Raw genomic sequence first — 12,393 nt, forward strand, 5'->3', positions numbered from 1 at the left:
GTGCGGGCCCGCAGAAAGCGGACGGCGCGCGGCAGCAGCCGGGCGGTCGCGCTCACGGGACGGGCCGGGGGGCGTGGTCCGCCGGGGCGAAGACCGCTCGGTAGCGGGAGTCCTGCCAGAGCACGGCGTGCGGGGCGACGGCACGGATGCGGCCGCCCTCCATCCAGGCGACGAGATCGGCGCTGGCTGCGGTGGAGACCCGGTGGGCGATCAACAGCCGGCTGCCCGCCCGCACGTCCCGCAGCAGGGCCCGGCTCACATGGTGCTCGGTGACGCTGTCCAGGCTGGAGGTGGCGTCGTCGAGGACGAGCAGCCGACCGGCGTGCGCGAAGGCCCTTGCCAGACCGAGGCGTTGGAACTCTCCGCCGGAGAGCGGGGCGTCGGCCGGCGGCGTCGCATAGCCCTGGGGCAGCAGCCGGACGAACGCATCGGCGCCGGCCGCACGGGCGGCGGCCTCGATGGCGGGGTCCGGGGGTCGGAAGGGCCCGAAACCGATCGCCGCGCCGATGGTGTCGCCGAAGAGCACCGGCCGTTCGAAGGCATAGCCGATCTCGCGGCGCAGCCCGTCCGGCTCGGCCTCGTCGAGCGGCACCCCGTCCAGCAGTACCTGCCCGCTGTCGGGGTCGGTGAGCCGCCCCGCGACGGCGGCCAGCAGCGACTTCCCGGCGCCCGAGTGCCCGACTACCGCCATCGTCGTCCCCCCGGGTACGACCAGATCGACGCCGCGCAGCACCGGGGCGCCGCCGCGGGTGACGGTGACCGCGCGCAGTTCGAGCCGTCCGCGGCCGTCGGCGGGCAGCGGCCGGGTGCCGTGCCCCGCCGGGGGCAGCGCGAGCAGTGCGGCGGTGCGCCCGGCCGCGGCGCGGCTGCGCACCAGGGCGTTGAGCTGACCGACCACTCCGCCCAGGCCCGCGGTGAGCGCGGCGTAGCGGGCGGCCGCCAGCAACTCGCCGACGGACAGGGCGCCGTGGGCGAGCCGGAGCCCGCCGACCGCGAGGACCGCGGTGGTCAGCAGCGGCACCAGGATGCCGCTGCCGACCACCGCCCGGCCGTAGACCTCCCACATGCGGCGTCCCTGGGTGCCGAGTTCGGGCAGCGGTGCCAGGACGCGGTCGCGTTCGTGCTGCTCGGTGCCCGCCGCGGCGATCGTCCGGGCGCCGCCGAGCGCTTCGACGAGGCGGGTGGCGATCTCCGCCTGCACCCGCTGGTACTGCCGGACGCTGTCGGCGGAACCTCGGGCGAAGGAACGCAACAGCCGGGTCAGCAGGGGGAGTCCGGCGAGGAGGACGACCGCCGGCCAGATGTCGGTGAGCGCCAGTGCCACCAGCGCGCCGACCGGGGTGAGCAGTGCGGCCAGGCCGTTGGCGGCGGTGGTCGGGGCCGTTCCGGCCTCGGCGGCGTTCCCCGTCAGCCGGGTCACCAGGTCGCCGGGGGTGAAGTGGCCGGTGGCACGGTGCGGGGCGAGGGCGAGCAGATGGTCGATGCCGCGCCGGCGCAGCCAGGCGGTGCTGCGGGCCGTGGTGACGCCCCCGGTGAGTGCCACCAGGGCGTCGAGGAGTACCTCCGCCGTCAGGAGGGCGGCGCACAGGAGGACGGCATCGGCCACGCCGGGGTCCGCGCGGAGCACCAGGTCGAGGGTGTGCCCGAGCACTGCGGGCAGTGCGACGGCCGTGGCCGCGGCGGCCGCGCCGAAGAGGCAGACGGCGACGGTGTGCACGGGGCTGTGCCGGAAGGCGCCGGTCAGGACGGGACCGGCGCCGGCGTCCGGCGTCCGCTCGGCGGCCGGTGGCCGCGCGGGTGAGGAGGGCCCGGGTGGGGTGGACATGGGGGACCTCGCCTCCGTCGGACGGATCTGAGCGGGTTGGCGGGCCCCGGGCGAGGTGCTCCCGGGGCCCGCCATGACCTCGTCGCTACGGGGCCCGAGGGCCCGTGGCGTCCGGTGGTCAGTTACAGGTGGTGACGCTCAGGCTGCTGTCGCCGCAGAGGAGCAGGCTCGCGCGGCTGCCGCCACCACCGGTGTACGACTCCTCCGTGGTCTCGGGCTTGGGGGTCTCCAGCGTCTGCAGGTCGAGAATCGACATGATCGGTCCTTTCGTCATGGGGACGGGGGTGTTTCTCGTTCGGCCCCGGTGGGGCCGGCTTCAGGGCCGCCTGGGCGGCGGGAGGAAGGGCAGGTGCACGGGCTTGTCGTGCAGCGCGCTGCCCAGCGCGAGCAGGCATCCGGCGGTGCCGGTGCTCAGGTCCATGGAGAGTCGCATCATCTGCTCCCCGGCGAAGGCCAGATGCCCTTGGTAGGGGACGGCTCCCCAGGAGAGGGAGTCGATCTGGCGCCGCAGGTCGGCGGCGCCGGTGCCGGGCCCGGTGGCGGTGGTGCGGCCGAGGTGGAGCACCATGCCCGCCGCGCCGCGGAAGAGCCCGGGCTGGGCGTAGAACTTGGCCTGGGCGGCCTGCACGATCTCCCCCCGTGCCCGCTCGAAGTCGTCGTCCGGACGGTGGGCGAGGTAGTCGTCGAGCACCATGCCGATACCGACGCTGCCGGCGCCGAGGTAGGGCATGGTCCGCCGGCCTTCGTCGACCTGGAGAGCGCCGCCGACGGCGGTGACACAGCGCGCCAGGTCCCGGCGCAGGGCGTCGGCGGCCAGGTCCAGCAGTTGGGTGTCGCCGGTGCGTTCGTACCACCGCACGAAGAGCAGGGCGGCGCCGCTGTTGCCGTGCAGCAGTCCGGCGCGGGGCGGCGCCGCGGCGCCACCGGGCGGACGGGCGGCCCAGAATCTGCCGGCGACCAGCTCCACGCAGCGCCGGGCCTGGTCCAGCAGCCCGCTCTCACCGGTGGAGTCGGCCAGTTCGCCCAGTGCCAGGCCCAGGCCGGCCAGACCGCCGTGCAGATCCGGCGCGATGTCCTGCCAGCGCCGGGTGGCTGCCATGTCGACCAGATCCAGGGCGCGTTCGCGGTGCCCGAGCCGGTCCAGGACCCAGGCGACGCCGGAGAGGCCGTCGTAGAAGCCGACCGGGCTGCCGGACGGAGGGTTCTTCGTCCGCTGCAGTAGCCATTCCTCCGCCTCCGGGCATCGCTCGGCACCGGTTTCGGCCAGGGCGTAGAGGACGCCGGCCGCGCCGTAGGCGAAGCAGGTGCCGCCCCCGGAGGTGGCGAACTGGGCGATGTCGCCGGGGAAGAAGCGGTCCTCCCGGTCCGGGGTGGCCGAGGCGAGCACGGCGCGGACCGCGGAGTCCCGGCTGTGCGGCCAGTCGGCCAGGGAGACCGGCAGGTAGTCGTCCTCCGCGGTCGCCGGGGTGCTCGGGGCGGGCCGACCGCGCAGGATCTCCGTGACGGCGGCGTCGAGGAACTCCCGGGGGACCGGGAACTGTGCGGCGGCGATCCGCGCCAGATGCGCGGCCTTGCGCCGATCCACCGCGAACAGGCTGGTCAGCGGCAGGAACAGGGCCAGGCGCAGACAGGCCAGCGCGTAGCGGTCGACGTCCCGGCCGCGGCGGTCGGCGGGGGCGACGAAGCCGGGGTTGGCGATCACCTGCCGACTGGCGGGGTCGTCGACGGAGGCGGCCTCGAAGTCCAGCAGCACCACCGAGGATTCGTCCTCGGACATCATGATGTTGAACAGATGCAGGTCGTTGAAGAGCACGCCGCGCGAGTGGATCGCCTCGACCGCCTCCGCCACCAGCCGGTGGACGCGCAGGGCCCACGCGGTGTACTCGGCGAGCCGCTGCGGGCTCGGGTCGGCCTCGATCAGCGGATGGCGATGGGCGAAGAAGCTGTTCAGGGGCCGGCCTTCGATGTGTTCCAGCACCAGGAAGGTGTGCTCGCCGAGCGTGAACCAGTCGAGTACCTCGGGAGCGCAGCCCAGCCCGGACAGCCTTCGCAGGGCGTCCCGTTCGCGCTCCAGCCGGGTCACGGCGTCGGCTCCGTCGGCGGCCAGGCCGGCGTGGGGCCGTGCCTCCTTGAGCACCACCCGCCGGTCCGTCCGCAGCTCCCGGCCGAGGTAGACGCCGCCGCCGTTCGAGAAGTGCAGCGCCTGATCGATGCGGTACGGCAGGTCGGTGACGGTGGTGGCGGAACGCGCGGCCAGATGCGGTTCGAGGAAGTCGGGGAGGGTGATCCACTCCGGCACCCGGAACGCCGGCTCCCGGCGGTCGGGAACCAGCTCTCCGCGGTCGTTCTCGATCGCGGGGCAGAGCTCGCCCTGGTCGTCGTAGCAGTGCCGCTCGGTGAAACTGCCGTAGCGCACATGGACCGGACCGGCGCCCCAGCGGAGGTCGCTGAGGATGTACGGGCCGGGCTCGCCGGCGAGGAGTTCGGCCAGGTCCTCGGCGATGACGCGACATCGCTCCGGGTCGGCCGGGTAGAGGGTGAGGAACTTTCCGCTCGCGCCCCGGTCCGTGTACTTGGCGTTGCGGAGGTGCAGCAGATAGCGGCTCGGCATGCATTTGAAGGCGATCGACCGCGGTACGCAGTAGTCCCAGACCTTGGCGAGCACCCGCTCGGCGTTGTCCAGGCAGGCCGAGACGTGGATCTTCCATCCCTGGCTGGGCAGTTCACGGTCGAGCGGGCGGAACGCCAGCCAGTCGCCCGAGCGATGGCGCTGCCAGCCCTCGGGCAGTTCACGGCCGAGCGTGGCGTACGGGGTGTTGCGGCCCGTGGTGTCCGCCGACAGCCGGTGCGGAGCGTCGTAGAACTGGCGGTCGGCGTCGCAGAAGACCGCGTAACCCTTGTTCATCCCGCTCCCTCGTTCGTCCCACTCCGTCGGCCGCTGACACGCAGACGCTGTCACCTCGCGGAGTCGTGAAACAGTCATGAATGTCACGAAGGGGGCGTGAGAAATGCATGTTTTCTGTGAAGACACCCGTGCGTCGGCGGTCGGTACAGGCCATGAAGCGACCGGCGCCCGATTTGCCTGCCCCGTGTTCAATCTCTTGACGCCGTAACGCGTGGATGACTTAACTTCCGTACGCCATCAGCGGGTTGATCGGCCACCCCGGCCCACGTCGGCGGTGTGCCCACGCAGCGAGGAGTCGCCGGTGTCCGGTCCCGGATCCATCAGCCGCCGTCACATCTTCAAGGCATCCGCGGGAGCCGCGGTCCTCGCGGGTACCGGAGCGTCCGTGTCACTGCCGGCCCCCGCCGCCGCGGCCACCCCCACCAGGGCACGCCCGCCCCGCGATCCGAAGACCGAACGCCGGGTCCGCGCGCTGCTGGCCAAGATGACCGTCGAGGAGAAGTTCGGTCAGCTCCAGCAGCTGACCTGGCAGGCGGACACCGGACCGGGCGAGGGCCAGAACAAGAAGTGCGCCGAGCTCGCCGCGAAGGGCCTGCTGGGCTCGGTGCTCAACCTCGTCGGCGCCAAGAAGTGCAACGACCTCCAGCGCGCGGCCGTGGAGAAGTCCCGGCTGGGCATCCCGCTGCTCTTCGGCCAGGACGTCATCCACGGCTACCTCACCACCTTCCCGATACCCCTCGCCCAGGGCAGCAGCTTCGACCCGGCCGTGGCCGCCTCCGACGCCGAGACCAGCGCCCGCGAGGCCGCCTCCCAGGGCATCCACTGGACGTTCGCCCCGATGGCGGACGTGAGCCGGGAGCCGCGCTGGGGCCGGGTGGCCGAAGGCAGCGGCGAGGACCCGTATCTGACGGCGAAGCTCACCGCCGCCAAGGTCCGCGGCTATCAGGGCGAGGACTACGGAGCCAAGGACCGGCTCGCCGCCTGCGCCAAGCACTTCGTCGGCTACGGCTTCCCCGAGGGCGGCCGCGACTACAACACCGCCGACGTCTCCGAGCGGCGGCTCCGCGATGTCTGCCTGCCGCCCTTCAAGGCGGCCGTCGACGCCGGCGTCGCCACCGTCATGGCGTCCTTCAACACGGTGAACGGCGTGCCCGCGCACGCCAACCGACACACCCTGACCGACATCCTGCACGAGGAGTTCGGCTTCGACGGCTTCGTCGTCGGCGACTACACCGGCGTCCAGGAGCTCATCGCCCACGGCATCGCGGCCGACGGCGCCGACGCCGCCCGCCTCGCCCTGGGCGCCGGCGTCGACATGGAAATGGTCTCCACCACCTATGCGGAGCACGGCAGGCGACTGCTGGCGGCCGGGAAGATCAGCCGGCAGCGGCTGGACGACGCCGTCGCCCGCATCCTGCGTGTCAAGTTCCGCGCCGGACTCTTCGAGCACCCCTACGCCGACGAGGCCGCGGAGATCACCGAACCGAGCGCGGCGGCCCGAGCGGCGGCCCGGACCGCGGCCACCCGCTCCATGGTCCTGCTGCGCAACGAGCACAAGACCCTGCCGCTGTCACCGAAGACCCCCTCCCTCGCGGTCATCGGCCCGCTCGCCGACGACACCAAGGAACTCCACGGCACCTGGGCGAGCATCGGCGCCGCGCTCTTCCCCGCGGTCTCCGTACTGGACGGCATCAAGCAGGCCGCCCCCGAAGCCACCGTGCGCTTCGCCCGCGGCTGCGCCGTGGAGGGCGACGACACCAGCTCCTTCGGCGAAGCGGTCGCCGCGGCCAGGGCCGCCGATGCCGTGGTCGTCGTCGTGGGGGAAAAGGCCGCGCAGAGCGGCGAGGCCGCCGCCCGCAGCGACATCACCCTCCCGGGCGTCCAGGCCCAGTTGGTGGCGAAGGTCGCCGCCACCGGAAAGCCGGTGGCCGTCGTCGTCCTCTCGGGCCGCCCCCTGGTGCTCACCGCCATCGCCGACCGGGCCGACGCGATCCTGCAGGCGTGGCACCCCGGCATCGAGGGCGGCCATGCCGTCGCCGACCTCCTCTTCGGCAAGGTCAACCCCGGTGGCAAGCTGCCGGCGACCTTGCCCCGCTCCACCGGACAGCTCCCGCTCCACTACGCGCACGAGAACACCGGCCGCCCCTTCGACCCCGACAACAAGTACACCTCGAAGTACCTGGACCTCCCGCACACTCCGCTCTATCCCTTCGGGCACGGCCTCAGCTACACCACCTTCACCCTCACCGCCCCGAAGCTCGCCACCGAGGTGCTGCGCGCGAAGAGCGTCGCCGACGGCCGGGCCACGGTCCGGGCCACCGTCGAGGTCGAGAACACGGGCACGCGCGCGGGCGACGAAGTCGTCCAGCTCTACCTCCGCGACAAGGTCGCCAGCGTCGTCCAGCCGGTCCGCAGGCTGGTCGGCTTCACCCGGCTGCATCTTGAGCCGGGGGAGCGCCGAACGGTCGCCTTCACTCTCGGTCGCCGGGAACTGGGCTTCCACACCAACGACCCGCACGGTGAATTCCTCGTGGAGCCGGGCGAGTTCGACGTGTACGCGGGCAACAGCTCGGACGCCACGCTCAAGACCGGGCTCACCTTGACCTGACGGCGCCGGAGAGGTCGCGATCGCCAGGCACATCCGTCAAAGGGGTGCCGCTCCCGAAGGCGGATCCGTAGGGTCTGCTGGCACCGGAGCCTTCTCACCCGGGGCCTCCTCGAAGGAGGCCCCAAGGCCCCGCAATTCATGGCAGCGCCGCACCGTTGGAGCAGTGGTGACACTCCTGATCGTACCGGTCATGATCACATTCGGGATCTTCCTGCTCGCCCTGGTGGCCGTGGGCATCTGGAGCTATCAGGAAACCCAGACGTTCTCCGAGTTCGCCCTGGGCGGGCGCCGGCTGAGCGCCCCCCTGGCCGCCCTGTCCGCGGAGGCCAGCGACATGTCCGGCTGGCTGTTCCTGGGACTGCCCGGGGCCGTGTACGCGGCCGGCATCGGTGCCACGTGGATAGCCGTCGGCCTGGCCGTCGGCACCTACCTCAACTGGCGGCTGGTCGCGCCGCGCCTGCGCACGTACACCGAACTGGCCGGCGACGCCAAGACGCTGTCGGCCTATCTCGAAGAGCGCTTCGAGGACGGCAGCAGGATGCTGCGCCTGGTCTCGGCAACCGTCACCGTCGTGTTCTTCACCGTCTACGTCGCCAGCGGACTCCTGGCCGGGGGCGTGCTGTTCGAGGGGATCTTCGGGGGCGGCTTCGAGTTCGCGCTCACCGTCTTCGCCGTGGTGATCGTGGTCTACACCGTCCTGGGCGGGTTCCGTGCGCTGAGCGTGACACACACCGTGCAGGCCACCCTGATGTTCTGCGCGGCCGTGGCCCTTCCGACGATCGGGATCGGACTACTGGGCGGCTTCGGGGCCCTGCACCGGGTGCTCAGCCACAAGAGCCCGTCCCTCGTGGACATGGGAGTCCGGGCCACCTTCGACGGCAGCCGCTGGGTGACCGGCGCGCCGCTCGGCGCGGTGGCGGTGATCTCCCTGCTCGCCTGGGGCCTGGGGTACTTCGGCCAACCCCACATCCTGGTCCGCTTCATGAGTATCCGCAGCGCCCGCGAGATTCCCCTGGCCCGCCGCATCGGCGTGGGCTGGGTCGTCATCTGTCTGACCGGCGCCTCCCTGGTGGGGCTGGTGGGCATCGCCGCCCTCGACCACCCCCTGGAGAACCCGGAGACCGTCTTCATCGAGCTCTGCGCCCAGTTGGTCAACCCCTGGGTCGCGGGCCTCCTCCTGGTCGGCGTGCTGGCCGCCATCAAGTCCACAGCGGACAGTCAGCTGCTGGTCTCCGCGATGGCCCTGACCGAGGACTTCTACCGGGCGTTCGTCAAGCGGCGGGCCTCGGACGCGTCGATGCTGCTGGCGGCCCGCGCCACGGTGGTGGCCGTCGCGCTGGTGGCGTACGTCATCGCGCTCAGCGGCGGTGCCGTACTCGACATCGTCGCGTACGCCTGGGCGGGCTTCGGCGCCGCCTTCGGCCCGGTGATCCTGCTCTCGCTCTACTGGCCGCGCATGACCCGGGCCGGGGCGATGGCGGGCATCGTGACGGGAGCGGCCACCGTGGTCCTGTGGAAGCACATCGACCCCCTCCTCGGGCCGCTCCGGTCGGGCATCTACGAGATGGTCCCCGGGGTGCTCGCCGCCACGGCGGCCGCGCTGCTGTTCGGGAGGTTCGTCGGCCGCCCGCCCCGGCGCAACTGGTCGGGTTCCGGAGAGCGGACGGGGAGCGCCTCGGTGCCGGTCGCCTGAGCTCCCTGCCGCCCCGTCCGGGCGGTCGACGCCGGCGAAGCGTCTGCGACGTCGCGTTCCGGTGGCGCCACGCCTGGAGAAATGAGGGGCCGCACGAGGGGTGGGCGCTACGTTCTGTGGTCGACGGCAGCGCTGCGTGACCGCCGCTGCCGGTCGCCGTCGATCCCGCGTCGCCCCGAGGAGCCACCCCCATGACCGCCCCCACGATCGACCACCATGCCACCGGATACAGCCTCGGCCACGCCCTGTGCATGGCCCACGCCGCCGGTCTCGCCTACAAGGACGAGAGCACCATCGAGAGCACGGCCCGCGAGTGGGGCTTCGACCGGGTGCGCCACCACCACACCCGGTTCCGTCCCCCGTTCCCCCTGGAGGACACCCAGGCGTACACCATCGCCGGGGAGCGCATGATCATCACCGGCTTCCGTGGCACGGAGCCGGCGCAGCTGCGCGATTGGCTGTCCGACACCACCACCCCGCCCTGGCCCGGCCCCGGCGGCAAGGGATACATGCACTACGGCTTCGGCGAGGCGCTGGACTCCATCTGGCCGCAGGTGCACGCGGCCGTCGACGAGTTCCGTGACAACGGCCAGACGATCTGGTTCACCGGCCACAGCCTCGGCGGCGCCCTCGCGATGCTCGCGGGCGCCCGCCTCCACTTCGAGGCGCCCGGCCTGACGGCCGACGGCATCTACACCTTCGGTCAGCCACGCACCTGCGACCGCCTTCTGGCCCAGGAGTTCAACACGGCGTTCGCCGACCGGATGTACCGCTTCGTGAACAACAACGACGTCGTGCCCCATCTCCCGCCGGAGCCGGTCTTCCACCATGTCGACGCCCTGCGGTACATCGATTCCAAGGGCACCCTGCACGACGCCCTGCCCGTGATCGGCGGCCTCTTCGACCGTGCCAAGGGCTTCACCGCCGATGCGCTCGCCCCCGCCTCCGACGGGGTCCGCGACCATTTCATCGACAACTACATCGGTGCCCTGGAGAAGAACCAGCACTGAACCGGAGCCGGTTGTACGCCACCGGCCGGGCGCGTGCCGCTCGCGGCCCGCGCCCGGCCGGTGGCCTCCCGACGCCGCGTCACGTACACCGGGGACCGGCGGCCCGCCCGGAGTGGCCGGGTTTCGCCAAAAGGCCGGGGTGTGGGATGGTGAGGAATCGACCAGCCCGGGTCGGCGCGGGTGAGCCTCATACGATGCCTGGCGATCCGGGGTCTACGCCCCGGCACGAACGGGGCAATCCGGGTAGCTGGACCTATGTGGCCGCTGCCGCGTGCAGGGCAGCGCCACGGCTGCTGTTCGCTGCCCCCGATCGTCTGAGGACATTATTCTTTTCACCGTCAACACCCAGTACGTGGGTGACACTGTCCTGCTCGTGCTCAACGGAGAACTCGACCACGAGACCGAGCCCGCCCTGAGACGCACGCTCGCCGCGCTGCCGGGAACGCTGTCCAGCGTGGTCCTGGACATGCAGCATGTGCCGTTCATGGATTCCGCTGGGCTGCACTTCCTGCGCGGGATGCACCGGCACACCGCCCGCCACGGCATCAGCCTCTTCACCCGCGGCTGGCAGGCCCAGCCACGGTTCGTCCTGGAGGCGGCCCTCCATCTCGACCTGACGGGTGCCGACCTGAGCAGCGCCGTCCGCGCAGCCCTCGACCCGTTCTGACGGAGCGCAGAACGGGTCGAGGACGAGCGCGCCGGACAGCCGCCCGGACAGAGCCGCCGCTCCTCACAGGAGGGCAGGCGCCCCCAAGGCGGCGTAGTAGGCCCCGACCTCCGTGAGGTAGCCGGCCTCGGTGGTCTGACTGTCGAGGACGAAGCGGGGTGCGGCCTTGATCTCGTCCTTGGTGCGCGTGACGGTGACCGTTTTGGCGGATGTGTCGATGGCGTGCACGACGCCCGCCGGGATCAGAACGCTTTTGCCGAAGACCCATACTCCGGTGTCGACGACGAGGTGCTGCCTTCCGGGAACGTCCATCTGACGTTCCACCTGCCCGAGCGTCCCGTCGGGCGTCTCCACGCTGTACCCCGCCAGCGACGTGTGGCCCAGGTGGCCGATGTCTGCCGGGTAGGCCCAAATGCTCTTCATGACGGGTGAGTCCTTTCTCGCTCGGCTCTGTCGGGCCGGGGCGGGCCGCGAGGTTGACCGCCGCCGCTGCGCCGCCCCGGCACGTTCTGCCCGTACCCGCGTAACGGAGCGTCACACCACCGGATCCCGAGACCTCCGTCAGAGCGGCGCCGCTGCGACGTGCCCGGCGGCGTCGGACGGGGCCCCACCTGCGACGGTGTTCGCTCCCACGACCGCGGGCGGGGATCCGCGGTAGGCCGGAAGAGGTCGGATCCTTTAATGCCGGCGTGTCCGGGTAGGCGCGGCGTAACGCCAGTCGCCCGAAGGTTCCACTGATGGGGTGAAGGACATGCACCACCCGTACGCGGTCCAGGAGTACGAGCCGGCCCGGTACGTATGCCGACCACAGAGGGCCGCCGACGCCCGGGACGCGGCCGACGGCTTTCTCGCAGGTCTCCATCCGGCTCTCTCCGCGCCCGCCGCCCAGGACCTGATACTGCTGGTGTCCGAACTCGTCACCAACGCCCTGCGCCACGCGGGCGAGGTCACGGATCTACGGCTGACCGCGGACCGGCACAGCATCCAGGTCACCGTGCACGACCCCAGTCCCGCGCAGCCCCAGGACCGCAGCCCGGACCTGACCGGCCGCACGGGCGGCTTCGGCTGGCCGATGATCTGCCGGCTGGCCCGCACCGTCATCGTCCGCCCGCTGCCCGGCGGCGGAAAGGCCGTTCATGCGACCTTGCCCCGCTGACGGCCATTCGGCCGCGCCGCACGGGGGTGCCGGATCGGGTGGTTTGTGGTTCGCGGTTCGCGCGCCGGGCACGCTCACCGGCCACAGGCCACGCCCACGGCACGGACGAGGTGCCCGAGCCCCGTGCCGCCCGTAGTGAGGAGAACCGGTGACCGCTGAGTTTCCCGTCCCCCAGCCCGACATCCCCGAGCCCGAGGCCGAACTGCCCGGACCCCAGCCGGATCCGGTCGCCCAAGGCCATCCCACCCGCGCTCAGCTGACCCTCTCGCCGGGCGACACGAGCTGGGAGGTCGCCGTGGTGCTCTACGGCGTCCCCGCGGACGAGTGGCCCACCACGCAGCTGCCCGGCCCCGAAGCGCCGACCCTCGCGGCCCGCGGCGAGGCGCTCGCCCTCCTGGCGTACGTCCAGACCGGCCCCGGCCCGCACTACTGGGAATGGGCCGAGTGCCAGGACGGCGACCACGACGCCGTACGGCTGATGGCCCACACCGAAGTCCGGCCCGTCGGCACCCCCGAGGCCGGCTGAGGC

The 12,393-nt window shown here is 72.2% G+C and carries 10 protein-coding genes; 6 read left to right on the plus strand and 4 right to left on the minus strand.

Going from position 1 to position 12,393, the window contains the following annotated elements:
- Positions 1 to 52: 52 nt before the first annotated feature.
- From ACGFML_RS16185 to lanKC, 3 genes are all read right to left on the minus strand, one after another.
- On the minus strand, positions 53 to 1,825 hold the full coding sequence (locus ACGFML_RS16185; RefSeq protein WP_393544124.1) for an ABC transporter ATP-binding protein: 1,773 nt from the start codon (positions 1,823 to 1,825) through the stop codon (positions 53 to 55).
- A gap of 118 nt (positions 1,826 to 1,943) precedes the next feature.
- Positions 1,944 to 2,081, minus strand: a complete 138-nt coding sequence (locus ACGFML_RS16190; protein WP_393544125.1) for a SapB/AmfS family lanthipeptide — start codon at positions 2,079 to 2,081, stop codon at positions 1,944 to 1,946.
- Positions 2,082 to 2,141: 60 nt separating this feature from the next.
- Positions 2,142 to 4,730 (minus strand): class III lanthionine synthetase LanKC, encoded by a 2,589-nt coding sequence (lanKC, locus tag ACGFML_RS16195; protein ID WP_393544126.1) that lies wholly within the window; start codon positions 4,728 to 4,730, stop codon positions 2,142 to 2,144.
- A 301-nt stretch (positions 4,731 to 5,031) separates the two neighbouring features.
- On the opposite strand from lanKC, the gene bglX reads away from it, so the two are divergent.
- From bglX to ACGFML_RS16215, 4 genes are all read left to right on the plus strand, one after another.
- On the plus strand, positions 5,032 to 7,338 hold the full coding sequence (bglX, locus tag ACGFML_RS16200) for a beta-glucosidase BglX (protein ID WP_393544127.1): 2,307 nt from the start codon (positions 5,032 to 5,034) through the stop codon (positions 7,336 to 7,338).
- 190 nt (positions 7,339 to 7,528) lie between these two features.
- Positions 7,529 to 9,031 (plus strand): sodium/proline symporter PutP, encoded by a 1,503-nt coding sequence (gene putP / locus ACGFML_RS16205; protein WP_393544129.1) that lies wholly within the window; start codon positions 7,529 to 7,531, stop codon positions 9,029 to 9,031.
- A gap of 191 nt (positions 9,032 to 9,222) precedes the next feature.
- Complete coding sequence (locus ACGFML_RS16210; protein ID WP_393544130.1) at positions 9,223 to 10,041, plus strand: lipase family protein; 819 nt, start codon at positions 9,223 to 9,225, stop codon at positions 10,039 to 10,041.
- 352 nt (positions 10,042 to 10,393) lie between these two features.
- Complete coding sequence (locus ACGFML_RS16215; RefSeq protein ID WP_393544132.1) at positions 10,394 to 10,708, plus strand: STAS domain-containing protein; 315 nt, start codon at positions 10,394 to 10,396, stop codon at positions 10,706 to 10,708.
- A gap of 63 nt (positions 10,709 to 10,771) precedes the next feature.
- On the opposite strand, the gene ACGFML_RS16220 is transcribed toward ACGFML_RS16215, so the two are convergent.
- The gene (locus tag ACGFML_RS16220) at positions 10,772 to 11,131 is read right to left on the minus strand and encodes a PRC-barrel domain containing protein (protein WP_393544134.1); all 360 of its coding nucleotides are present in this window, start codon (positions 11,129 to 11,131) and stop codon (positions 10,772 to 10,774) included.
- Between the two features lie 328 nt (positions 11,132 to 11,459).
- On the opposite strand from ACGFML_RS16220, the gene ACGFML_RS16225 reads away from it, so the two are divergent.
- On the plus strand, positions 11,460 to 11,864 hold the full coding sequence (locus ACGFML_RS16225) for an ATP-binding protein (RefSeq protein WP_393544683.1): 405 nt from the start codon (positions 11,460 to 11,462) through the stop codon (positions 11,862 to 11,864).
- Between the two features lie 148 nt (positions 11,865 to 12,012).
- On the plus strand, positions 12,013 to 12,390 hold the full coding sequence (locus tag ACGFML_RS16230; protein WP_393544136.1) for a DUF6303 family protein: 378 nt from the start codon (positions 12,013 to 12,015) through the stop codon (positions 12,388 to 12,390).
- The last annotated feature ends 3 nt before the right edge of the window (positions 12,391 to 12,393 follow it).

Source organism: Streptomyces sp. NPDC048650 (assembly GCF_043199095.1).
Classification (GTDB): domain Bacteria; phylum Actinomycetota; class Actinomycetes; order Streptomycetales; family Streptomycetaceae; genus Streptomyces.